The organism is Streptomyces sp. NPDC004752 (genome assembly GCF_053601275.1).
Genome location: NZ_JBSGBN010000060.1, coordinates 24,275 through 47,093 on the forward strand (window position 1 = coordinate 24,275; position 22,819 = coordinate 47,093).

General features: G+C 72.6%; 24 protein-coding genes. 12 read left to right on the plus strand and 12 right to left on the minus strand.

Annotated features, from left to right (window positions below; all coding sequences use genetic code 11):
• The first annotated feature begins 30 nt into the window (after positions 1–30).
• A complete protein-coding gene (locus ACWEKM_RS24360) occupies positions 31–834 on the plus strand; it encodes an enoyl-CoA hydratase/isomerase family protein (RefSeq protein ID WP_451623317.1) in 804 nt (267 codons plus the stop codon).
• Positions 835–862: 28 nt separating this feature from the next.
• Here the strand turns inward: ACWEKM_RS24360 and ACWEKM_RS24365 are convergent, their stop codons facing one another.
• Positions 863–1,594, minus strand: a complete 732-nt coding sequence (locus ACWEKM_RS24365) for a nucleopolyhedrovirus P10 family protein (protein ID WP_451623318.1) — start codon at positions 1,592–1,594, stop codon at positions 863–865.
• An 87-nt stretch (positions 1,595–1,681) separates the two neighbouring features.
• Between ACWEKM_RS24365 and ACWEKM_RS24370 the strand changes: the two genes are divergently transcribed.
• The 5 genes from ACWEKM_RS24370 to amaP are packed head-to-tail and all read left to right on the plus strand — an operon-like array spanning position 1,682 to position 4,109.
• Positions 1,682–2,167: an Asp23/Gls24 family envelope stress response protein gene (locus ACWEKM_RS24370; protein ID WP_451623319.1), complete on the plus strand. Its 486-nt coding sequence runs from the start codon at positions 1,682–1,684 to the stop codon at positions 2,165–2,167.
• Positions 2,168–2,216: 49 nt separating this feature from the next.
• Positions 2,217–2,411 (plus strand): hypothetical protein, encoded by a 195-nt coding sequence (locus ACWEKM_RS24375; RefSeq protein ID WP_451623320.1) that lies wholly within the window; start codon positions 2,217–2,219, stop codon positions 2,409–2,411.
• A complete protein-coding gene (locus ACWEKM_RS24380) occupies positions 2,408–2,851 on the plus strand; it encodes an Asp23/Gls24 family envelope stress response protein (RefSeq protein ID WP_451623321.1) in 444 nt (147 codons plus the stop codon). The genes ACWEKM_RS24375 and ACWEKM_RS24380 overlap by 4 nt, the downstream gene beginning before the upstream one ends.
• On the plus strand, positions 2,848–3,525 hold the full coding sequence (locus ACWEKM_RS24385; protein ID WP_451623322.1) for a DUF6286 domain-containing protein: 678 nt from the start codon (positions 2,848–2,850) through the stop codon (positions 3,523–3,525). Before ACWEKM_RS24380 ends, ACWEKM_RS24385 begins: the two co-directional genes overlap by 4 nt.
• Positions 3,522–4,109: an alkaline shock response membrane anchor protein AmaP gene (gene amaP, locus ACWEKM_RS24390; RefSeq protein WP_451623323.1), complete on the plus strand. Its 588-nt coding sequence runs from the start codon at positions 3,522–3,524 to the stop codon at positions 4,107–4,109. The genes ACWEKM_RS24385 and amaP overlap by 4 nt, the downstream gene beginning before the upstream one ends.
• A gap of 58 nt (positions 4,110–4,167) precedes the next feature.
• On the opposite strand, the gene ACWEKM_RS24395 is transcribed toward amaP, so the two are convergent.
• From ACWEKM_RS24395 to ACWEKM_RS24415, 5 genes are all read right to left on the minus strand, one after another.
• The gene (locus ACWEKM_RS24395; protein ID WP_451623324.1) at positions 4,168–4,923 is read right to left on the minus strand and encodes an SDR family oxidoreductase; all 756 of its coding nucleotides are present in this window, start codon (positions 4,921–4,923) and stop codon (positions 4,168–4,170) included.
• 5 nt (positions 4,924–4,928) lie between these two features.
• Positions 4,929–6,737: a glycoside hydrolase family 15 protein gene (locus ACWEKM_RS24400; protein ID WP_451623325.1), complete on the minus strand. Its 1,809-nt coding sequence runs from the start codon at positions 6,735–6,737 to the stop codon at positions 4,929–4,931.
• A gap of 70 nt (positions 6,738–6,807) precedes the next feature.
• A complete protein-coding gene (locus ACWEKM_RS24405) occupies positions 6,808–7,593 on the minus strand; it encodes an SURF1 family cytochrome oxidase biogenesis protein (protein ID WP_451623326.1) in 786 nt (261 codons plus the stop codon).
• 49 nt (positions 7,594–7,642) lie between these two features.
• Positions 7,643–7,876, minus strand: a complete 234-nt coding sequence (locus tag ACWEKM_RS24410; RefSeq protein WP_451623327.1) for a hypothetical protein — start codon at positions 7,874–7,876, stop codon at positions 7,643–7,645.
• A gap of 475 nt (positions 7,877–8,351) precedes the next feature.
• The gene (locus tag ACWEKM_RS24415) at positions 8,352–9,350 is read right to left on the minus strand and encodes a DEDDh family exonuclease (protein ID WP_451623328.1); all 999 of its coding nucleotides are present in this window, start codon (positions 9,348–9,350) and stop codon (positions 8,352–8,354) included.
• Positions 9,351–9,572: 222 nt separating this feature from the next.
• On the opposite strand from ACWEKM_RS24415, the gene ACWEKM_RS24420 reads away from it, so the two are divergent.
• Both ACWEKM_RS24420 and ACWEKM_RS24425 read left to right on the plus strand, forming a co-directional pair.
• On the plus strand, positions 9,573–10,292 hold the full coding sequence (locus ACWEKM_RS24420; RefSeq protein WP_451623329.1) for a VIT1/CCC1 transporter family protein: 720 nt from the start codon (positions 9,573–9,575) through the stop codon (positions 10,290–10,292).
• Positions 10,293–10,508: 216 nt separating this feature from the next.
• Complete coding sequence (locus ACWEKM_RS24425) at positions 10,509–11,552, plus strand: zinc-dependent alcohol dehydrogenase family protein (protein ID WP_451623330.1); 1,044 nt, start codon at positions 10,509–10,511, stop codon at positions 11,550–11,552.
• Between the two features lie 99 nt (positions 11,553–11,651).
• Here ACWEKM_RS24425 and ACWEKM_RS24430 read toward each other — a convergent pair whose 3' ends face one another.
• The gene (locus tag ACWEKM_RS24430; protein WP_451623331.1) at positions 11,652–12,668 is read right to left on the minus strand and encodes a CopD family protein; all 1,017 of its coding nucleotides are present in this window, start codon (positions 12,666–12,668) and stop codon (positions 11,652–11,654) included.
• A gap of 762 nt (positions 12,669–13,430) precedes the next feature.
• Positions 13,431–14,960, minus strand: a complete 1,530-nt coding sequence (locus tag ACWEKM_RS24435; protein ID WP_451623332.1) for a S8 family peptidase — start codon at positions 14,958–14,960, stop codon at positions 13,431–13,433.
• Between the two features lie 257 nt (positions 14,961–15,217).
• Here ACWEKM_RS24435 and ACWEKM_RS24440 point away from each other — a divergent pair, with 257 nt between their 5' ends.
• From ACWEKM_RS24440 to moaA, 3 genes are all read left to right on the plus strand, one after another.
• Positions 15,218–15,574 (plus strand): DUF485 domain-containing protein, encoded by a 357-nt coding sequence (locus ACWEKM_RS24440; protein WP_451623333.1) that lies wholly within the window; start codon positions 15,218–15,220, stop codon positions 15,572–15,574.
• Positions 15,571–17,190 carry a solute symporter family protein gene (locus ACWEKM_RS24445; protein ID WP_451623334.1) on the plus strand — a complete coding sequence of 540 codons (1,620 nt, stop codon included), beginning with the start codon at positions 15,571–15,573 and terminating at the stop codon, positions 17,188–17,190. The genes ACWEKM_RS24440 and ACWEKM_RS24445 overlap by 4 nt, the downstream gene beginning before the upstream one ends.
• A gap of 159 nt (positions 17,191–17,349) precedes the next feature.
• Positions 17,350–18,339, plus strand: coding sequence for a GTP 3',8-cyclase MoaA (gene moaA, locus ACWEKM_RS24450; RefSeq protein ID WP_451623335.1), 990 nt, complete (start codon positions 17,350–17,352; stop codon positions 18,337–18,339).
• A 222-nt stretch (positions 18,340–18,561) separates the two neighbouring features.
• Here the strand turns inward: moaA and ACWEKM_RS24455 are convergent, their stop codons facing one another.
• Positions 18,562–18,765 (minus strand): hypothetical protein, encoded by a 204-nt coding sequence (locus ACWEKM_RS24455; RefSeq protein WP_451623336.1) that lies wholly within the window; start codon positions 18,763–18,765, stop codon positions 18,562–18,564.
• 213 nt (positions 18,766–18,978) lie between these two features.
• Positions 18,979–19,377, minus strand: a complete 399-nt coding sequence (locus ACWEKM_RS24460; RefSeq protein WP_451623337.1) for a DUF3099 domain-containing protein — start codon at positions 19,375–19,377, stop codon at positions 18,979–18,981.
• Positions 19,378–19,638: 261 nt separating this feature from the next.
• On the opposite strand from ACWEKM_RS24460, the gene ACWEKM_RS24465 reads away from it, so the two are divergent.
• Positions 19,639–19,923, plus strand: a complete 285-nt coding sequence (locus ACWEKM_RS24465; protein WP_451623338.1) for a GlsB/YeaQ/YmgE family stress response membrane protein — start codon at positions 19,639–19,641, stop codon at positions 19,921–19,923.
• Positions 19,924–20,028: 105 nt separating this feature from the next.
• On the opposite strand, the gene tyrS is transcribed toward ACWEKM_RS24465, so the two are convergent.
• Together tyrS and ACWEKM_RS24475 are read right to left on the minus strand one after the other, a co-directional pair.
• On the minus strand, positions 20,029–21,297 hold the full coding sequence (tyrS, locus tag ACWEKM_RS24470; protein ID WP_451623339.1) for a tyrosine--tRNA ligase: 1,269 nt from the start codon (positions 21,295–21,297) through the stop codon (positions 20,029–20,031).
• A 67-nt stretch (positions 21,298–21,364) separates the two neighbouring features.
• On the minus strand, positions 21,365–22,759 hold the full coding sequence (locus ACWEKM_RS24475; RefSeq protein ID WP_451623340.1) for a metallopeptidase TldD-related protein: 1,395 nt from the start codon (positions 22,757–22,759) through the stop codon (positions 21,365–21,367).
• Between the last annotated feature and the right edge of the window lie 60 nt (positions 22,760–22,819).

The window sequence follows — 22,819 nt, forward strand, 5'->3', positions numbered from 1 at the left end:
CGCGTTGACCGCACTCATCGGAGGCGCCCCATGGCTTCGCCCGACCAGGACCTCGCTCCCGCACTCGACAAGGACGGCGTACGGCTCACCGTCGAAGACGCGCTCGCCACGGTGACCCTGACCAACCCGGCCAAGCGCAACGCCCAGAGCCCCGCACTGTGGCGGGCGTTGGCCGAGGCCGGGCGGTCGCTGCCGGGCACCGTCCGGGTCGTCGTGCTGCGCGGCGAGGGCAAGTCCTTCTCCGCCGGGCTCGATCGGCGGATGCTTGCCCCGGAGGGCATTCCGGGCGAGCCGACGTTCACCGATCTCGCACGTCGCGACGACGCCGAACTGGACGCGAGCATCGCCGCCTTCCAGGAAGCGTTCACCTGGTGGCGGCGGAACGACCTCGTCTCCGTCGCCGCCGTCCAAGGGCATGCCATCGGTGCCGGCTTCCAGCTCGCCCTCGCCTGTGATCTGCGCGTCGTCGCCGACGACGCGCAGTTCGCGATGCGTGAGACCGGCCTCGGGATCGTCCCCGACCTGACGGGCACCCACCCGCTGGTCGAACTGGTCGGGTACGCCCGCGCGCTGGAGATCTGCCTCACCGGGCGGTTCGTCGGCGCTGAGGAGGCGGTGGGCTGTGGGCTCGCGAACCTCGCGGTGCCCGTCGGCGAACTCGACGCCGCCGTACACGATCTGGCCGGGGCGATCGTGGCCGCGCCACGCGACGCCGTGGTGGAGACCAAGGCCCTGCTGCGCGGGGCGGGCGGACGCACCTACGAGGAACAGCGCGCCGCCGAACGGGCCGCCCAGGCGCGACGGCTGCGGGATCTGGCCGGCGTCGGCGACTGAGGCGCGCACGGGCCCGGCGGGACGGCGCTCAGCCCACCGCGGTGACCAGCACCGCCACCGTCCAAGGCCCCTCCAGCGCCGCCGCCACCGCCGTACGCACCCGACGGACCACGTCCCGCGGCCGGTGCCCCGCGGCCACCGCCAGCTCCACCCGGACATGACGGTGCGGCAACGCGGCGGACCCGTCCCTCAACTCGGCGCAGTACACGCCCAGGCCCCCACCGCCCGGACCGCCGGTCAGCCGGACCACGCCCGGGACGGACAGGGCCGCCGTCGCCGCGCGGATCTCATCGGGGTCCGTGCCCTGCCGGGCCCTGGCCGGCCGCGGCACCCGGGCCCGAGCGGGGTCCGCCGGTCCGTCCAGCAGTTCGGTGACCCGCAGGTCCACGTCCGTGACCGTCAGCCCGAGCCGCCGGTCCGCCGCCGCGTAGAGGGCCAGCCGGAGCCGGGACGCCGTCCGAGGCAGCGGCTCGGTGGCCTCGGCCGCGAAGTCCGCGGTCACCCGCAGCGGCCCCGGGGGCAGCGCGCTCGGCGGCGGCGGTACAGCGGGCTCCTGAGCCTCGTCCGGATCGGCGAGTGTGATCCGCAGCGCACCGAGCCGCACCCCCGGCACCCCCGGCTCCTTCGCCACCGCGCGCCGCAGCACCGCCTGCGCCGCCGTCTCCGTGATCCACCCGCCGTCCCGTGCGCCGCCGAGCGGCAGCAGCCTGCCGAGCCCCACCTGCTGCCGTACCGCGCGGGTCCATGGGTCCGCCGTCATTCCTCCAGCCTGCCCCATTCCCGGCGCACGATCCCGCCACCGCACATACCGTGGTCGAAGGACGACGACCGGAAGGGACGCACGGCGATGACCGATACGACGGAGCAGAACCGGACGACGGGCCCCGAGGACGAGAACGAGTCACCGGTGCAGACCCGCAAGGCCACCAAGCGCGGCGGCGGGGACCCGGCGAGCCGCGGCCGGACCACCATCGCCGACGGAGTCGTCGAGAAGATCGCCGGGCTCGCCGCGCGGGACGTGCTGGGCGTGCACGCGATGGGGAGCGGGCTGAGCCGGACCTTCGGCGCCGTGCGCGACCGGGTGCCGGGCGGTTCGAAGTCGGTGACCCGCGGGGTGAAGGCCGAGGTCGGCGAGGTGCAGACCGCGCTCGACCTGGAGATCGTCGTGGACTACGGCGTGTCCATCGGCGATGTGGCCCGGGACGTCCGGGAGAACGTGATCGCCGCCGTGGAACGGATGACCGGGCTTGAGGTCGTCGAGGTCAACATCGCGGTGAGTGATGTCAAGCTCCCGGAGGAAGAAGAAGAGGAGCAGGAACCGCGGATCCAGTGACGCCCCGGCGGCGACCGGACCACGCGGCTGAGGAGCGGAGGAGGACGGCATGAGCATGGCCGTGGTCGGCATGATCGCCGGGATGGCGCTGGGCTTCGCCGGGTACTTCGGCGGGTTCGGCGCGTTCCTGCTGGTGGCGGCCCTGGGTGCGATCGGGTTCGTCGTCGGCCGGTTCCTGGAGGGGGACCTGGAACCGGGTGACTTCTTCCGGACCCGCGACGGTAAGCACGACCGGCACCGATGACGACCGCGAGCGAGCCGGCGAGCGAGTCCGTGAGCGACGGGGCACACGCGGCACACGGACCCGCGACCGTTGTCGCGCCCGGCGAACGCGGCGCCACCCGGATCGCCGACCGGGTCGTCGCGAAGATCGCCGCGCAGGCCGCGCGGGAGGCCGTCGGCGCGCTCCCGAAGGACGCCGCGCCCCCGCACGCGACCGTCGTCGTGCGTCCCCCGGCCGCCGAGACCGCCCGGAGCCGGGGCACCGCCACCGCCTCCGTCCGGGTCCGCGTCCACCTCGAACTGGACTACCCGACCGACATCGGCGCCCGGTGCGCGGCCGTGCGTCGCCATGTGACCGAGCGGGTAGGCACGTTGGTGGACATGGAAGTGCCGGAAGTCGCCGTGGAGGTCGAGCGGCTGCATCCGGCACCGGGGCACGGCGCGGACGGGAGGACGCGATGAGCGAGCCCCAGGGCACGGAGACCGGCACCCGGCCGCTGCCGGTCATCAAGCAACCGGCCGGGCCCGCACTCGACCAGTCCGCCTCGGCCGCGGACTACGACCCCCCGCCCACCGCGCGCCACCCGGACGGCCGGGACGGCCGCTTCTGGTCCGTGCGCCGGGTGCCCGCCGGCATCGTCGCGCTGCTGCTCCTGCTCGGCGCGGGTGTCTTCCTGTACGACATCGCTGCCGTACGGGCCCAACGACCGGCCACGCACTGGCGCCGCGCACTGGCCCACCAGCTCGCCGAGCGGCCCCTCGACGACATCTGGGTGCTGGTCGGCGCCGGCGTCGCCGCGGTCCTCGGCCTGTGGCTGATCGCGCTCGCCGTCACGCCCGGCCTGCGGAACCTGCTGCCGATGCGGCGCACCCACCCCGACGTCCGAGCCGGCCTGCACCGCGCTGCTGCCGCCCAAGTGCTGCGCGACCGCGCCATGGAGGTCTCGGGCGTGCGGTCGGTGCGGGTGCGGATGCGGCGGCGGAAGGCCGACGTCCGCGCGGTCTCGCACTTCCGCGAACTCGACGAGGTACGCGCCGACCTGGACCTCACGCTCGCCGAGGCGGTCCGGGGACTGGGCCTGGTCCGCCCGCCCGCCCTGTCGGTGCGGGTGGCGCGGCCCGGACGGAAGGGGTGACGGCGGTGCTCCGGATCGTCAACAGAGTGCTGATCGGGATCACCGGGCTGCTGCTGCTCGCCCTCGGCGGCCCGGTGCTGGCCGTGGGCCTGGGGGTCCGGCCGCCGTCCTGGTGGATCCACGGCGGGCCGCACGACGTGCTGCTCAGTAACGCCCAGCGGACCCGGTGGCGGGATGCGGGCTGGTGGTGGCCCGCGGTCATCGCCGCGCTCGCCGTCCTCGTCCTGCTCATGCTGTGGTGGCTGACCGCGGTGCTGCGCCGCCGCCGACTGGCCGAGGTGCTCGTCGACACGGGCGATGGCGCGGGCGCGCTGCTGCGCGGCCGGGCGCTGGAGTCCGTGCTCGTCGGCGACGCGGCCCGGCTGGACGGGGTGGCCCATGCCCAGGCGACGCTGACCGGCCGCCGCACCGCCCCCGAGGCCAGGGTCTGGCTCCGGCTGGAACCGGACGTGGACCCCGGCACGGCGCTGCACCACCTCGCTACCGAGTCCCTGGCCCGCGCCCGTGACTCCGCGGGCCTGACGGCGCTGCCGACGGAGGTACGCCTACGAGCCGTCAAGCACCGCGCGGAGCGGGTGACCTGACGAAGCCGGCCCGGCCGGAGACCCCGGTCGGGGTTCGTCCGCCGTCGGCGTCGCGGGCTCAGAAGCCGTGGCGCATTCCGCCGTCGACCGGGATCATGATGCCCGTCAGATAGGAGGCGGCCGGGGACAGGGCGAACGCGGCCACCCGGCCGAACTCCGCCGGTGTGCCGTACCGGCGCAGCGGGATGAGCGCCTCGTTCGCCGCCCGGGTGACCGCCGGGTCCGCGGACAGCCCGTCCAGCTCGCGCACGCGGTCCGTGTCGATGCGCGCCGGCAGCAGCCCCACGACCCGGATCCCGCGCGGCCCCAGCTCGTCCGCGATCGACTTGGCGAAGCCGGCCAGTCCGGGCCGCAGCCCGTTGGAGATCGTCAGCCCCGGGATCGGCTCGTGCACCGACCCGGACAGCACGAACCCGATGACACCGCCCTCCGACAGCTCCGCGGCCGCCGCGCGAGCGATCCGCACCGCGCCCAGGAACACCGACTCGAACCCCGCACGCCACTGCTCGTCCGTGGTGTCCTCGATGAACCCCGGCGGCGGCCCGCCGACGCTGATGAGCACGCCGTCGAAGCCGCCGAACCGCTCGCGGGCGGTCGCGATCAGCCGCGCGGGGGCGTCCGGCTCGGCGTTGTCCACGGCCGCTCCCACCGCGTCGGGGCCCAGCTCGGCCGCCGCGTCGGCGACCCGCTGCCCGTCCCGCCCCGTGATGACCACCTTCGCCCCGTCGGCGACCAGCTCGCGCGCGGCTGCGTTGCCCAGCCCGCGCGTGGCCCCCGTGACGACATACACCCGGTCCTTCAGTCCAAGATCCATGGCGCCTATCCTGCCCCGTCACCCCCGAACAGTACGAGGGCGGTGTTCACCAGGGCGATATGGCTGAACGCCTGCGGGAAGTTGCCCAGCTGGTGCCCGGTCGCGGGGTCGTACTCCTCGGAGAGCAGCCCCACGTCGTTGGCGAGTCCCACCAGCCGATCGAACAGCTCCCGCGCCTCCTGTGTACGGCCCGTCAGATGCAGCGCGTCCGCGAGCCAGAACGAGCAGGCCAGAAAGACGCCCTCACGGCCCGGCAGCCCGTCGATCCCGGTGCCGATCCCCGTGTCGATGTCGGTGTCGGCGCCGGCATAGCGCCGCACGAAGCCGTCGCGCCCCAGCTCCGCGCGGACCGCGTCCACCGTGCCGATCACCCGTGGGTCGTCCGGCGGCAGGAACCCGGCGCGGGGGATGATCAGCAGGGCGGCGTCCAACTCCCGCGAGCCGTAGTACTGGGTGAAGGTGTTCCGGTCCGGGTCATAGCCCCGCTCGCACACCTCGCGGTGCACCTCGTCCCGCAGCGCCCGCCAGCCCGCCAGGTCCCCGGGGAGTTCGGGACGCTCCTCCAGCGTGCGCACCGCCCGGTCGGCGGCCACCCACACCATCACCTTCGAGTGCACGAAGTTCCGGCGGCCGCCGCGCACCTCCCACAACCCCTCGTCCGGCTGCCGCCAGTGGGTGCGCAGCCATTCCAGCAGGATGTTCTGCATCGACCACATGTGCGGCTTCGGTGACAGCCCGGAACGGCGGGCCAGCCACAGCGAGTCCAGGACCTCGCCGTACACGTCGAGCTGCAACTGGTTGACGGCGCCGTTGCCGATCCGCACCGGCGCCGACCCGGCGAAGCCGGACAGCCACGGCACTTCGAACTCGGGCAGCCGTCGCTCACCGGCCACGCCGTACATGATCTGCAGGTCCGCCGGATCGCCCGCGACCGCCCGCAGCAGCCAGTCGCGCCATGCCTCGGCCTCCTTGTGGTAGCCCGCGGACAGCAGGGCGCCGAGGGTGAGGGTGGAGTCGCGCAGCCAGCAGTAGCGGTAGTCCCAGTTGCGCAGTCCGCCCAGTTCCTCGGGCAGCGACGTGGTGGCCGCGGCGACGATGCCGCCGGTCGGCCGGTACGTGAGGGCCTTGAGGGTGATCAGGGAGCGTACGACGGCGTCCCGGTACGGGCCGGTGTAGCGGCACCGGGCCGCCCAGCGCCGCCAGTCCCTGACGCTGGAGCCGAGCGCTGCGTACGGGTCGACCAGGCCGGGCCGCGGCTCGTGCGAGGGATGCCAGGTGAGGACGAAGGCGATCTTCTCGCCCTCCGTGACGGAGAACTCGGAGTGCGTGCCGAAGTCCTTGCCCCAGGTCCGTACCTCGGGCTCGCTGCGCAGCCACACCGAGTCCGGTCCGGCGACGGCGACGCGGTGGCCGCCGGAGCGGCGCATCCACGGGATGATCGAGCCGTAGTCGAAGCGGAGACGGAGCGTGCTGTGCACGGTGACACGTCCGCTGACGCCCTCCACGATCCGGATCAGCTCGGGGGCGCGGTCGCGCTGCGGCATCAGGTCGGTGACCCGGACCGTCCCCTGCGGGGTGTCCCACTCGGTGTCGAGGACCAGTGTGTCGGGGCGGTAGCCGCGCCGGGTGCAGCTGCCCGCGCCCACGGGTGCGATCCTCCAGTGCCCGTTCTCCTCGTCGCCCAGGAGCCTGGCGAAGCAGGCACCGGAGTCGAAGCGGGGCAGGCACAGCCAGTCGATGGAGCCGTCCTTGCCGACCAGGGCAGCGGTCTGTTCATCGCTGATGAGGGCATAGTCCTCGATGCGGGGGTGCACGGAAATCCGGGTTCCCGGTGTGCCGACGGGGCAATCCGGGGCGCGGCCGGGCGGGTGACGTGCCCGCTGGTCACACGGCGGCCGGCTCCGCCCGCGGCGTCGTCTCGCCGTCCGCCGCCTGGGCCCGCTCCCGCGCCTCCCGGCGGGCCAGCACGGCCCAGCCGACCGGGACCGCGGCGGCGAACAGCCACCACTGGATCATGTACGCGTAGTTCAGCGGGGCGTCTTCCTTGCCCGGGTCGGAGATCTGCTGCGGGGTGTCGCCCTCGGGGGCCGTCTGTTCGACGTAGCCGCCGAGCACGTCGGCGCCGAGCCGACGCGCTTCCTCCTCGCTGTTGATCAGCATGATCTGGCGGTCCGGCAGCCCCCCGATGTTCTTGATGCCGCTCGCCGCGGTCGTCTCGTCCGCCTTCAGCCGTCCCGTGATGGTGGTGCGGCCCGCGGGCGGCGCGGGGATCTTCGGGAAGGCGGTCTGGGACCCGGTCGCCGGGATCCAGCCGCGGTTGACCAGCAGCACCTTGCCGTCGGTCAGTACGAACGGGGTAAGGACATGGAAGCCGACCTCGTCGTCGGAGTTGACGCGGCGGCGTACCACGACCTCGCGGCCGGTGTCGAAGGTGCCGGTCGCGGTGACGCTGCGGTACCGCTCGGTCCGGGTCACCGCGTGGCCGGGCGAGGTCAGCTGCTCCACGGGTACGGGCTTGGCGGACAGGGCGTCGGTGACCAACTGGTTCCGGGCGCTGCGCTCTTCGTACCGGTGCTTCTGCCAGAAGCCCAGCTCGATCATCACGGGGATCAGGAGCAGGGCGATCAGGGTGAGGATCACCCACTGCCGGGTCAACAGGAAGCGGTACACCCGTTGACCGTACAACTCCGACGTCGGGTGCATTCAGTCGGGTACCGGTTCACACCCGGTCCACGATCCCCGTCTTCCCCGCGGCGCGGGCGCAGTGGGCGCCGCAGTACCACTGGCCGTCGGCCTCCACGCCCTGGCCGATGATCGAGACCTGGCAGTGCTCGCAGACCGGGGCCATGCGGTGGATCGCGCAGGAGAAGCAGTCGAAGACATGGACCGCGCCCTGGGCGTGCACCTCGAACGTCATTCCGTAGTCATTGCCACAAACTTCGCATTTCGCCATGGGGCTCAGGGTGAGCGGTCGCCGTCGCCCGGGCGAGCGGCGGCCGGGCGAGTCGTCCGCCAATCACCCGTCCGCACGGCCACCCGCCGACCCGCCGCGCGGGGGCCGCCCGCCGTACGGCGGGCCCGGGTTCGCGGCGGCCCCGGGCGCGGGGCGGGCCGTGCGTGGGGCGGCCCCGTCGTACGGCGCGGCCCTTGCGATGCGCGGTCCGTCGTCCGCTGTGCGGTCAGCGGCGCGGGGTCGTCGGCTCCACGTCTCTCAGGAGTTGGCCGAACGCCGCCTCGTCGATCACCGGCGTTCCCTATTGCCGTGCTTTGGCGCGGCGGCCCCGTCGTACGGCGACCCGGGCCCGCGGCGACCGCCGTCGTACGGCGCCGCCCGTGCGCGTGGTCGCCGCCTTCGTACAGTCGCGTGCTGCGTACGGTCGCGTGCTGCATACGTACGTGCGTTGCGCGGTCCGTCGTCCGCTGTGCGGTCAGCGGCGCGGGGTCGTCGGCTCCACGTCTCTCAGGAGTTGGCCGAACGCCGCCTCGTCGATCACCGGCGTCCCGTACTGCCGTGCCTTGACCGCCTTCGAGGTGCCCGAGTCGGGGTCGTTCGTGACCAGCAGGCTGGTCAGCCGGGACAGGCTCGATGCCACATGCAGCCCGGCCTCGGTCGCCCGGTCCTCCAGCAGCTCCCGGTCGACCGATGTGTCCCCGGAGAACGCGACCCGCATGCCCTGCTTGAGCCGCTGGCCCTCCTCCCAGCGCCCCGGGTTGGGGTAGGGGCACGCGGGCCGCTTGCGGGCGGGACGCCAACCGGTCGGCCGATAGCCGCCCCAACCGCCGCTCGCCTGCCGGCCGATCAGCGGCGCAGGCGTGTCGTTCCACTCGGTCAGCGGCCGGCACTCCAGCAGCGGCAGCCGGAGGTCACCCCGCGCCGCGGCCCGCAGACTGGGCCGGAATGCCTCCGCGAGCACGCGCGCGTCGTCCAGCGCGTGATGCGCCTGCCGCTGTACGACGCCGAAGTGCGCCGCCAGCGACTCCAGCTTGTGGTTGGGCAGCGGCAGGCCCAGCTCCTTGGACAGCGCGATGGTGCACAGCCGCTGACGCACCGGCGCCTCGCGCTTCGCGCGCGCGTACTCACGCGCGATCATCTGCCAGTCGAAGACGGCGTTGTGCGCGACGAGCACCCGGCCCGCCAGCCGGGCGGCGAACTCCTCGGCGACGTCCGCGAAGAGCGGCGCCCTTGTCAGCACCTCGCTCGTCAGACCATGGATCCACACCGGGCCCGGATCGCGCTCCGGGTTGACCAGCGTGTACCAGTGGTCCTCGACCTCGCCGCGCGCGTCCAGCCGGTAGACGGCCGCGGAGACGATCCGGTCGTCCCGGGCCAGGCCGGTGGTCTCCACGTCAACAACCGCGTACCCCTTGGGATACGCGGCCGGCCACCGGGTGGGGGAGGACGTCGCGGTCGTACGGTCTTCGAGCATGGTCACTGAGGATACGGGCCGGGACCGACAGCCCGGCCCCCGAGGCTCCCGGTGCCGCTCGGCGTGCCGGACCCCGCGTCAATTTCCCTCCCTCGGCATACGGTTCGGGCACGGGCTCGCCGTCCGGTCGGCAAGGCGCGCTCGCGCGGCGGCCGTTGCGCGTCCCGCACCCGGGAGCGTCGCTGCGGGCGCACCGGAGCACGGGGTGCGATCCTCCGTGCTGTGACGGAACCGACGCACCCCCCACACGACGAACCGCACGGCAACGCGCTCGGCTCCCGGCTGAACTGGCTGCGGGCGGCCGTCCTCGGTGCGAACGACGGCATCGTGTCCACCGCCGGACTCGTCGTCGGCGTGGCCGGGGCGACGAGCGACCGTGCCGCCCTGCTCACCGCCGGACTCGCCGGGCTGCTCGCCGGTTCGATGTCGATGGCCGCGGGCGAGTATGTGTCCGTGTCGACCCAGCGCGACTCGGAGATGGCCGCCCTGGCCGTGGAGAAGCGGGAGTTGAAGGAGCGGCCGCAGGCCGAACTGGAGGAGTTGGCCGGGTTGCTGGAGGAGCGCGGGCTGTCCCGGGAGGTGGCGCGGGAGGCGGCGCAGCAGTACACCGCGCGGGACGCGCTGCGGGCCCACGCGCGCGTGGAACTGGGGATCGACCCGGACGAGCTGACCAATCCCTGGCACGCGGCGTGGGCGAGCTTCCTGGCCTTCACCGCCGGCGCGCTGCTGCCGCTGCTCGCCATCGTGCTGCCGCCCGCGGACCGGCGGCTCCCGGTCACCGTGGTGTCCGTCCTGGCCTCACTGGTGCTGACCGGCTGGGGCAGCGCCCGGCTGGGCGCGGCGGCCCCCGGCCGGGCGGTGCTGCGGAACGTGACCGGGGGAGCCCTGGCCATGGGGGTCACCTACGCGGTCGGCACACTGCTCCAAGCGGTCGGTGTCTGACCGGTCCGCGGTCCGGCGCGCGGGACCGCCCGACGGCGGCGGGCGCGTGGACGACGTACCGTGAAGTGGGCTCGATCATCTCCGGGCGCACCGCATGCGGCACCCGTACCACCAGGACGAGCACTACGACGTGCACCACGGCGAGCACCACGAGGTGCATCACCGCACGAACACGGCACGAACACGGCACGAACGCCCATGAGAAGGACCCCTGCCATGCGCGCCACCACCATCCACGCCCCGTACGACATCCGCGTGGAGAACGTGCCCGAGCCGGTCGTGCGGCTGCCCACCGACGCGGTGGTGCGGGTGCTGCGCGCCGGCATCTGCGGCAGCGACCTGTGGGCCTACCGCGGCCAGGCGCCTCGGCAGCCGGGGCAGCGGACCGGTCACGAGTTCCTGGGCGTCGTCGAGGAGACCGGCTCCGAGGTGGGCACCGTCCGCCGTGGCGACCTCGTGGTGGCGCCGTTCATGTGGTCCGACGGCGTCTGCGACTTCTGCCGCGAGGGCCTCACCGCCTCCTGCGAGCACGGCGGCTTCTGGGGTTCCGTCGGCTACGACGGCGGCCAGGGCGAGGCCGTCCGCGTGCCCTTCGCCGACGGCACCCTCGTGCTGCTGCCCAAGGACGCGGCCGGCGACGACCGTCTGCTGCCCGCCCTGCTGACCCTCTCCGACGTCCTCGGCACCGGCCACCACGCCGCCCTCGGCGCCGGTGTGCGCCCCGGTGCCGCCGTCGCCGTCGTCGGGGACGGCGCCGTCGGCCTGTGCGCGGTCCTCGCGGCCCGGAGGCTGGGCGCCGAGCGGATCATCGCGCTCGGCCGGCACCAGGTCCGTACGGACCTCGCGCGCCGCTTCGGCGCCACCGATGTCGTCGCCGAACGCGGGGAGGCGGCCGTCGAGGCGGTCCGCGCGCTCACCCGGGGCCAGGGCGCGCACGCCGTCGTCGAGGCGGTCGGCACCGAGCAGTCGATGCGCACGGCCGTGCGCATCGCCCGGGACGGCGGCGCCATCGGCTACGCCGGCGTGCCGCACGGCAGCGGCACCGGCTTCGATCCGGGCGTCATGTTCGACCGGAACATCGCGCTGCGCGGCGGGGTCGCGCCGGTCCGTGCGTACATTCCGGAGCTGCTGCCGGACGTCCTCGACGGCACCGTCGACGCCTCGCCCGTCTTCGACCTGACGGTCGGTCTGGAGAGCGTGCCGGAGGGCTACAAGGCGATGGACGAACGCACGGCCCTGAAGGTCCTCGTCACCACCTGAGCCATCACCAGCCTGAGCTGTCGCCACCTGAGTCGTCACCACCTGAATCGTCGCCACTTGAGCCGTCGTCGGGACCGTCTGACTCGCCTTCGGGTCAGGTCACCAGCGGATCGGCAGGGGCAGCGCGGTCAGCAGTCCCGATACCGCGACCACCGCCCCGAGAACGATCACCTCGCCCCGCGCGGGTACGCACGCGGCCAGCGGGTCGGGTGCCCGGCGCAGCCGGATCCGCGCCCACAGGGCGAGCAGGGCGACGGCGACCACCAGGATCACCTTGGCCAGCAGGGTGCGCCCGTAGGCCGTCTCCGTCAGCTGGTGCAGCACCGTGCCCGCGGGCATCCGGCGCAGGGTGCTCCACACGCCCGTGGCGGTGATTGCCGCGAGGAGAACGGTGGCCACGCGCGCGTAGAGTCCCAGCAACCCGGCGCCCGCCGCGCCGGCGCCGTCCCGGTGCCACAGCCGCAGCGTCCGCAGCGCATGCGGGAGGCCGCCGGTCCACAGCGCCGCGGATGTCAGGTGCACAAGGGTCAGGCCCGTACCGATCAGCGGGCTGTGCTCGGTCGTGGGGTGGGCGCGCAGCGCCTCCGCGCAGACCACCGCGGCCGACGGCCAGCACTGGAGGCCGGGCCTGCGGCCGACGGCGCACAGCCCGGCCAGGACGAACGCGTTGACCTCCAGCAGGGCGAGCGCGCCGTCACGGGTGCCGTAGAGGCCGCCGATGTCGATCTGGGAGGGGCTGTGCGGCACCAGGTTGCCGGTCGCCACGACCGAGGCGAGCCCCAGCGCGGCGAGGAAACCGGCGACGGCCGCGTACGGTGCCCAGCTGCGGGGAACGCCGGACGGCGCGCCCGGCAACCCGCGGGCCAGCCGGTTCACGAACAGCTCGCCCACCGGTACGCACAGGGCCGCGAACAGCACCGTGCGCAGCAGGGCGATGCCGCCGACGCCCGGGGCGGCGGCCTCCCCGGTGCCGTGCAGTGCGGCGGACGGTCCCAGCAGGGGTATCAGCGCGGCCAGTGCCACCAGGGCCAGGACGGCGGCGGCCCGGCGCGTCCCGGACCGGCGGCCGGTGCCCCGCGTGCCGTCCGCCTCGGCGGTCGGTCGTATCAATGTCACCCCTGGATCTTCGCCAGCCGCCACAAACGGGAGCAAGCCGAGGAAAGCAACCGAGGAACGGAATTCCGTCCCCGATTACGTTTCCGGCCACTTCCCCACGCCCCGCGCCGCCGCCCGCGTCCCGTCGGTCTTGTCGCGCTGCGTGCGGTCTTCGCCGACCGCTTCCCGAAGCCGGTGTCGGCGTGCTGTCCGGGGAGTCCCGGCAGCCACGGCGGGTCCACGCGCCCGCACGTCCGCGTGCAGCCCCGTGGCAGGGAACAGGGGAAGAAGCCGCGAGGAGGGCCGAGGCACGCGCGTGTGCCGGGTCGGTCGTGCTGCGTTCGACCAGCGGATGCCGGGACACCTCGGCGGTTCGGGGTGGTTGGGCGGCGGTGCGCACCCGGCCGTCCGTGGTCCGCCAGAGCCGGGACAGCGGCGCGAAATCGACCGGTGGTGCCCACCCGTCGGACCCGCGGAGCCGCTCGCGGTGGAAGTGCGGTGGTGGCGACGACCGTGTCGTTGACCCGGACCGCGGGTACCTCAGTGAGCCCTGGCCCCCCGGCGCCCCTGGCCCGCCGCGCCCCGGCTCGGCGACGGTCGGCGCACACACCCGGCGGTATTGATGCCGTATCGACTCGACCGATGCTCGACTCGACCGATGCCGTATCGACTCGGTCCAGTCTTGATCCGACTTGATCCGATCAACCCGCAGTCAAGACTGGACCGTGACACAGGCGGGCGGCCCGGACAGATGTCCCCGTCGCCGCCCGCCTGTGCCCGGTGCTACTTCGTCACGGCGGCCAGGGCGTTCGCCGTGCCCCAGCCGTAGAAGCCGTTGTAGTTCTTCGAGCCCTCGCACACCGCGTCGATCTTGCCGTCGCCGTCGATGTCGTACGGGTCGGTGCACGGCGTGGCCGTGGCGCCGATGTACAGCAGCGCCTTGACCAGGGCCGGCGAGGCGTGCGGGTGGGTGGACTTGATCAATGCGGCGACACCCGCGACGTGCGGGCTGGCCATCGAGGTGCCGGCCATGTAGCCCCACGTGCCGCCGGGCAGAGGGCCCAGGATCAGACCGCTGGTCGCCGGGGGCTGCGGCGTCTGATAGGCGGTCGAGTCACCGCCGGGCGCGGCGATGTCGATGACTCCGAGGCCGTGGTTGGAGAAGGACGACTTGATGCCCTTCGCGCCGGTGGCCGCGACGGTCACGACACCCGGCAACTGGGTCGGTATGTCGTAGCACTTGGACGGGTCGATCACCCGGTCCGACGGGGTGCCGTCGTTGGGCGAGGACGGGTCGGTGATCGAGTCGGACGCGAGGTCGTAGCTCTCGTTGCCCGCCGCGGCGACGTTGACCGCACCCTTCCGCTCCGCGTACCGGGAGGCCCGGGTGACGGCCTCCACGAGGGCCTTCTGGTCCGGGTCGTTCTTGCAGTTGAAGTACCACGGGTCGGTGTAATAGCTGTTGTTGGTCACGTCGACGCCGTGCTCGGCCGCCCATACGAAGCCGCAGACCACGGCCTCCGTGTAGAAGAAGCCGTCCGGGTTGGAGACCTTGATGCCGGCCACCTTGACGCCCGGCGCCACGCCCGTCATGCCCACGCCGTTCTTGGCGCCCGCGATCTCGCCGGCGACGTGTGTGCCGTGCGGGCTCTCGGACGCGCTGGGTCGCCAGGCTCCGTCGGCCGTGTCCGGCTTGCCCGTCACGCAGTTGACGGAGGCGTTCCGGTCGAAGTTGGGCGCGATGTCGGGGTGGGTGTCGTCCACGCCGGTGTCGATGACGGCGACCGTCACCTTCGGGCTGCCGAGGGTCTTCTCGTGCGCCTTGTCCGCCTTGATGGCGGGCAGGTCCCACTGCAGGGGCTCCAACGGGTCCTGTCCGTCGGCCGCCTGAGCCTTGGCGACCTCCTCGGCGCTGAGCACCTTCGGGGCGCCGACGTCCGTGGTCGACTGCGCGGGCAACGGTGCGTTGCGCGTGGCACCCGCCGACTCGACGCCGGGCACCTTGCGGATCGCCTTGGCGAAATCGGGGTTCGCCGAGTGGACGACGATCACGCCGATCCGGTCGTACGTCGCAACGACGCTGCCGCCGTTCGCGGCCACCGCCTCTTGTACCGATGCGATGGTGCGATGGTGCGTCGCGGTGTTGACGACGTACGACAGCGCCGGACCGTCCGCCGACCGGCCCGCCGAGGCCGCCGAGGCCGCTGCGGGGGCCGCCGACGCGGCCGACGGCAGAAAGCCCAGCGAGGCGGTCAGCGACAGCACGACCGGCACGGCGAGGCCGAGCCGGCGTCTGGAACGCAGATGAAGCATGGGGTCTCCACATCATCCGAAAACAAAACCGCCCGAGACACAGGTGCTGCCCGGGCAGGTACATGACGGGTGGTGCAGGGTGAAGCTATCTCCCCGCCGCGCTGGCCAGCAATGACTTGGGGGGACGACTTCGAAAAGAACTCATAGGACTTGAACCCGACCTCGCGTGGCGCCGTGGACCTTCGACAGGGGCACGAGCACGATCGAGCCCCCGTCCGCACCCCACCCGCACACCCCCCGCACACCGAGGAGACTCCGTGGCTACCGAGACACCGCCCCACTCTGAACCCCATCACCGGCTCCCCTCCACCGAGGAGTTCGTCGCGGTGCAGGAGAGCGCGGAGTTCGGTGAACTGCGCCGCTCCCACCGCTCCTTCGCCTTCCCGCTGACCGTCGCGTTCATCGCCTGGTACCTGCTGTACGTGCTGCTGTCCAACTACGCGGGCGGCTTCATGGGCACCGAGCTGTTCGGCAACATCAACGTGGCGCTCGTCCTCGGTCTCGCCCAGTTCCTCACCACGTTCCTCATCGCCTGGTGGTACGCGCGGCACGCCGCCGCGAAGCTGGACCCCAAGGCCGAGGCGATCAAGTCCCGGACGGAGGGCGGCGCATGAGCCCCGCGATCACCCTGGCCGCAGGTGAGGCCGGCGAGCACCGAACGCTGATCATCACTCTGTTCGCGGTGTTCGTCGCCGCGACCCTCGTCATCACCGTCTGGGCGGGCCGCCAGACCAAGGACGCCAGCGACTTCTACGCGGGCGGACGGCAGTTCACCGGTTTCCAGAACGGCCTCGCCGTCTCCGGCGACTACATGTCCGCGGCATCCTTCCTCGGCATCGCGGGCGCCATCGCCCTGTTCGGCTACGACGGCTTCCTGTACTCCATCGGCTTCCTGGTCGCCTGGCTCGTCGCCCTGCTCCTGGTCGCCGAGCCGCTGCGCAACTCCGGCCGCTACACCATGGGCGACGTACTCGCCTACCGGATGCGTCAGCGCCCCGTCCGCACCGCGGCCGGCACCTCCACCATCGTCGTGTCGATCTTCTACCTGCTGGCCCAGATGGCCGGCGCGGGCGTCCTGGTCTCCCTGCTGCTCGGCATCACCAGCGACGGCGGCAAGATCGCCATCGTCGCCCTGGTCGGCGTCCTGATGATCGTCTACGTCACGATCGGCGGCATGAAGGGCACCACCTGGGTGCAGATGGTCAAGGCCGTGCTGCTCATCCTGGGCGCCCTGCTGCTGACCTTCCTGGTCCTGCTGAAGTTCCACTTCAACGTCTCCGACCTGCTGGGCTCGGCCGCCGACAACAGCGCCAAGGGCAGCGCCTTCCTGGAGCCCGGCCTCAAGTACGGCGCGACGGGCACCACCAAGCTGGACTTCATCTCGCTCGGTATCGCCCTGGTCCTGGGCACCGCCGGCCTGCCGCACATCCTGATCCGCTTCTACACGGTGCCCACCGCCAAGGCCGCCCGTAAGTCGGTGATCTGGGCGATCGGCCTGATCGGCGCCTTCTACCTGATGACCCTCGCCCTCGGCTTCGGCGCCGCCGCGCTGATCAAACCGGACGAGATCATCGCCTCCAACAAGGCGGGCAACACGGCGGCGCCCCTGCTCGCCCTGCACCTCGGCGGAGTGGACTCCGACTGGGGCGCGATCCTGCTCGCCACCATCTCCGCGGTCGCCTTCGCCACCATCCTCGCGGTCGTCGCCGGCCTGACCCTGGCCTCGTCCTCCTCCTTCGCCCACGACATCTACGCCAACGTCATCAAGAAGGGCCAGGCCACCGAGAAGCAGGAGCTCGGCGCGGCCCGCTGGGCCACGGTCGGCATCGGCGCCGTCTCCATCGTCCTGGGCGCCCTCGCCCGCGACCTGAACGTCGCCGGTCTGGTGGCCCTCGCCTTCGCCGTCGCCGCCTCCGCGAACCTGCCGACGATCCTCTACAGCCTGTTCTGGAAGCGGTTCACCACCGCCGGCGCGCTGTGGTCGATCTACGGCGGCCTGATCACCGCGGTCGGCCTGGTGCTGTTCTCGCCCGTGGTCTCCGGCAAGGAGACGTCGATGTTCCCCGACGTCGACTTCCACTGGTTCCCGCTGGAGAACCCGGGCATCATCTCCATCCCGGTCGGCTTCCTGCTGGGCGTCCTCGGCACGCTCCTGTCGAAGGAGACGCCGGACGCCGGCAAGTACGCCGAGTTGGAGGTACGGTCCCTGACCGGCACCGGAGCACACTGAACGCCCCGCACGGACGGCCGCGTCGCAGGGACCTGTGAGCCGGCCGTCCGGGCTGCCGTCCGGGCTCCCTGTCGGACCGGCTCTCGGCCGATGTCAGCGGTGTCACGTAGGCTCGCCAGTGACGGAAGAAGCGTGTTCGGGAGACGGGAGGGGGCCCACGTGCTCATCGACACCTACGGCCGGGTGGCCACCGACCTTCGGGTCTCGCTGACCGACCGGTGCAATCTGCGCTGCACCTACTGCATGCCCGAGGAGGGCCTGCAGTGGCTGGCCAAGCCCGACCTGCTCACCGACGACGAGATCGTCCGCCTGGTCGACGTCGCGGTCACCTCCCTCGGCATCGAAGAGGTCCGCTTCACCGGCGGTGAGCCCCTGCTGCGCCCCGGCCTGGTCGGCATCGTCGAACGGGTCGCGGCCTTGCGTCCGCGCCCCCGGCTGTCCCTCACCACCAACGGCATCGGCCTGAAGCGCACGGCCACCGCCCTGAAGACGGCCGGCCTGGACCGGATCAACGTCTCCCTCGACACACTCCGCCCGGATGTCTTCAAGGCCCTCACCCGCCGCAACCGCCACCAGGACGTCCTGGACGGCCTCGACGCCGCCCGGACCGCGGGCCTCACCCCGGTCAAGGTCAACACGGTCCTGATGCCGGGCCTGAACGAGGACGAGGCCCCGGACCTCCTCGCCTGGGCGCTGGAGCACGGCTACGAACTGCGCTTCATCGAGCAGATGCCCCTGGACGCCCAGCACGGCTGGAAGCGCGAGGGCATGGTCACGGCCGCGGACATCCTGGTCGCCCTGAACGCCCGCTTCGAGCTGACCCCGGAGGGCACCGGGGAGCGCGGCTCGGCCCCGGCCGAACGCTGGCTGGTGAACGGCGGCCCGCAGCGCGTCGGCGTCATCGCCTCCGTCACCCGCCCGTTCTGCGCGGCCTGCGACCGCACCCGGCTGACCGCCGACGGGCAGATACGCACCTGCCTGTTCGCCCGGGAGGAGACCGACCTGCGCGGCGCGCTCCGCTCCGGTGCGCCCGACGAGGAGATCGCCCGCATCTGGCGGCTCGCGATGTGGGGCAAGAAGGCCGGATCCGGTCTGGACGACCCGTCGTTCCTGCAACCGGAGCGACCCATGTCGGCGATCGGCGGCTGAGGCGTGCGCCCGGGGCGCGGCGGGTGAGGGGGAGCCGGGCGGGGGAGAAGGGCGGCGGCCGCTCTCAGCTACGGCCCCATAGGGGCGCGGGGTTGTATCGATATGCGGCTCCGCCGCGCTGGGGGTCCCCCTGTTCGAGCGAAGCCGGGAACTTGGGGGAGCGACCGGCCACGAGCCGCCGCAGACGAGCGACGGCCACTCACGGCCCTCCCAGCGGAGCGCTCAGCGCTCCTCCCACTCCCGCAGCGGTACGACGTCCTTCAGAAACCCCCGCATCCCGAGGAACTGCGCAAGGTGCTCCCGGTGCTCCTCGCAGGCCACCCACGTCTTACGGCGCTCGGGCGGGTGGATCTTCGGGTTGTTCCAGGCCAGCACCCATGCGGCGGCGGCCCGGCACCCCTTGGCTGAACAGATAGCGTCACTCACCGGTTCGTCTCACAAAGGCCCCGCACACAAGGCGACGCCGAGCAGCCACGGGGGGAGCTGCCCGGCGTCGGTCTGTCGCTCCGACGGGGGATGCGGAGCGCGTAGGAAGTATGTCACGGGTAACCCACCACCCGGCACCGGAACAACATGATTGATCTGAGCTTTTCTTGAGCTGCCCGTGAACCGGACGCCCGCCTCGCGCATCCGCGGAAGTCATGCCGGGCCGGTCGGCCCACCGCCCACCCCTGTGCCCGGATCGGCCCGCGCCTGCTCCGGGTCGGGTTCCGCCCGGTCGTCCGTCGCACGCGGCGGCGTGATCATCGGTCGCAGCGGCGTGGTCACAAAGGTCGACGGAAGCGACGGCGGACGCTCCCGGCCCGCGTTGGCGATCACCACCGCGACATAGGGAAGAACCGCCCCGAGCACCAACGCCACGATGGCGACGGGCCGTTCGACATTCCACAGCGCTACCGCGAGGATCACCGAGACGGTACGGATGGACATCGAGATGACGTACCGGCGCTGCCGGGCGCGCACGTCCTCGGCCAGACCGGTCCGGGCTCCGGTGATCCGGAACACCTGGACGTTGCCGTCGCCGTGCTGCTTCCGCATCCCATTCCACCATCCGCCCGCTTCGGGACTCTCCCCGGCCCGTACCGGCCCGCACCCGGTGCGGCACACCGGCCCTGGACACCATCCACGGTACGCCGCCCCTGCGTCGCATTCGAGACCGGGTCGCCTCCCGCCCGGGCGAACGGGTGCGCCGTATCGCGTAGCGCGCGCCCACCACATGGCCGTACCCGACATGCGCCGTTCGGCGGACGGCCCGAGACTGGGCGTAATGCTCACGTCGAGCCGGACGAGGAGGCACCTATGGGCTGGTTGTGGGCGATCATCGTGGGGTTCGTGCTGGGGTTGATCGCCAAGGCGATCATCCCGGGCAAGCAGCACAGCCCGCTCTGGCTGACCACCATTTTCGGCATGCTCGGCGCCATCGTGGGCAACGCGGTCGCCCGCGCCGCCGGCGTCGCCTCGACCCCGGGCATCGACTGGACCCGGCACCTCTTCCAGCTCATCGCGGCGATCATCATCGTCTTCCTCGGAGACATGGCGTACATGGCGATGTGGGGCAGGAGGAAGCAGCAGCGGCAGGCCTGAGCCCGACGGCGGACGGGACGCGGGGCGGGCCTGAGACCGCGACGGCGGACGGAACGCGGGGCGGCCCCGCACCGGAGGCCGCCCCGCGTTATCGCGTTCGCGCCGTCAGACGGACGTGACCTCGACCGCCGCCAGGTTCTTCTTGCCCCGGCGCAGCACCAGCCAGCGGCCGTGCAGCAGGTCCTCCGCGGCGGGGACCGCGTCCTCCGCGATGACCTTGACGTTGTTCACGTAGGCGCCGCCCTCCTTGACCGCGCGCCGCGCCGCCGACTTGCTGGGCACCAGGCCGACCTCCGCGAACAGGTCGGTCACCTGGCCCAGTCCGGCCACCCGGACGTGCGGCACCTCGGACAGGGCCGCCGTCAGCGTCCGTTCGTCGAGCTGGTCCAGCTCGCCCTGGCCGAACAGCGCCTTGGACGCGGCGATCACCGCCGCCGTCTGGTCGGCGCCGTGCACCAGCGTCGTCAGCTCCTCGGCCAGCGCGCGCTGCGCGGCCCGGGCCTGCGGACGCTCCTCGGTCTGCCGCTCCAACTCCTCCAGCTCCGCACGGGACTTGAAGGACAGGATCCGCAGGTACGCGGAGACGTCCCGGTCGTCCACGTTCAACCAGAACTGGTAGAACGCGTACGGCGACGTCATCTCCGGGTCGAGCCAGACCGCGCCGCCCTCGGTCTTGCCGAACTTGGTGCCGTCCGCCTTGGTCATCAGCGGGGTCGCCAGCGCGTGCACACTCGCGTGCGGCTCCAGCCGGTGGATCAGGTCGAGACCGGCCGTGAGGTTGCCCCACTGGTCGCTGCCGCCCTGCTGGAGCGTGCAACCGTACCTCCGGTAGAGCTGGAGGAAGTCCATGCCCTGGAGGATCTGGTAGCTGAACTCCGTGTAGCTGATGCCCTGGTCGGACTCCAGGCGCCGGGCCACGGAGTCCTTCGTCAGCATCTTGTTGACCCGGAAATGCTTGCCGATGTCCCGCAGGAACTCGATCGCGGACAGCCCCTCGGTCCAGTCCAGGTTGTTGACCATGACCGCCGCGTTCTCCCCCTCGAAGGAGAGGAACGGCTCGATCTGGCCACGCAGCCGGTGCACCCAGCCGGCCACCGTCTCCGGGTCGTTCAGCGTGCGCTCCGCGGTCGGGCGCGGGTCACCGATCAGCCCCGTCGCGCCGCCCACCAGCGCCAGCGGCCGGTGCCCGGCCTGCTGGAGCCGGCGCACGGTCAGCACCTGCACCAGATGCCCCACGTGCAGCGACGGCGCGGTCGGGTCGAAACCGCAATAGAACGTGACGGGACCGTCCGCGAGCGCCTTGCGCAAAGCGTCCTCGTCGGTGGACAGGGCGAACAGCCCGCGCCACTTCAGCTCGTCGACGATGTCCGTCACGGTTCTCGTGTCTCCTCGGATGATCTTCGGCCGGCCGGCCGACGGCCGGCCGGGAACGCCTACGAGGTTATACGCCCTGGCTGACCGAGCTCATGTTGAAATCGGGGATGCGCAGCGCGGGCATCGCGGCCCGGGTGAACCAGTCGCTCCACTCCCGCGGCAGCGTCTTCTCGGTCCGCCCGGCCTGCACGGCCCGCCCCAGCAGGTCCACCGGCGACTCGTTGAACCGGAAGTTGTTGACCTCCCCGGTCACCTCACCGTTCTCCACGAGGTACACACCGTCCCGGGTCAGCCCTGTCAGCAGCAGCGTCGCCGGATCGACCTCGCGGATGTACCAGAGGCAGGTCAGCAGCAGCCCGCGTTCGGTGCCCGCGACCAGCTCGTCCAGCGAGCGGTCCTCGCCCCCGTCCAGGATCAGGTTCCCGATCGCCGGGGCCACCGGGAGCCCGGTCAGGGCCGCGCTGTGCCGGGTGGTCGTCAGGTGCTTCAGCTCACCGTCGCCGATCCACTCCGTGGCGCCTACCGGCAGCCCGTTGTCGAACACCGACTGGTCGCCCCCGGAGGAGTGCGCGACCACGAACGGAGCGCTCTCCAGTCCCGGCTCGGCCGGGTCGCTGCGCAGGGTCAGCGGCAGCTCGGTGAGTTTTTCGCCGACGCGGGTGCCACCGCCCGGCCTGGAGAACACCGTCCGGCCCTCGGCTGCGTCCCGGCCCGACGCCGACCACAGCTGGTAGATCAGCAGGTCCGCCACCGCGGTCGGCGGCAGCAGCGTCTCGTAGCGGCCCGCGGGCAGCTCCAGACGCCGCTCGGCCCAGCCGAGACGGACGGCCAGCTCGGCGTCGAGCGCGCCCGGGTCGACGTCCTTGAAGTCCCGCGTCGAGCGCCCCGCCCAGGCCGAGCGCGCCCGGTCCGGGGACTTGGCGTTCAGCTCCAGCGTGCCGGTGGGCTGGTCGTGCCGCAGCCGCAGCCCCGTGGACGTACCCAGATACGTGGAGACGAGTTCGTGGTTGGCGAAGCCGTACAGTTCCCGGCCGCCCGCACGCGCGCGTGCGAACGCCTCGCCGAGCGCCGGGGCGAAGTCCGCGAACACCGCCGACGAGGTCTCGGCGGGCGCGTCCGTGAAGTCCGGCGCCTGCGGCACGCCCGCCACCAGCGGCTGGGCGTCCTCGGCGGGTCCGGCGCCACGCGCGGCGGCCTCGGCGGCCCGCACCAGGGGTTCCAGCTCCTCGGCGGTCACGGCCGAGCGGGAGACCACCCCGGACGCCGTGCCCTCCTTGCCGTCGACGGTGGCGACGACGGTCAGCGTGCGCCCGCGGGTGACGCCGTTGGTGGTCAGCGCGTTGCCCGCCCAGCGCAGGTTGGCGGTCGAGTGCTCGTCGGCGATCACCACGCAGCCGTCGGCCCGGGACAGCGCGAGGGCCCGCTCGACGACCTCGTGCGGCTTGTTGGTACGGGCACTCATCGACCGGCCTCCTGCGTGGTGTTGAGACTGTGCTTTCCCGGGGGGCGCCCCCCGGACCCC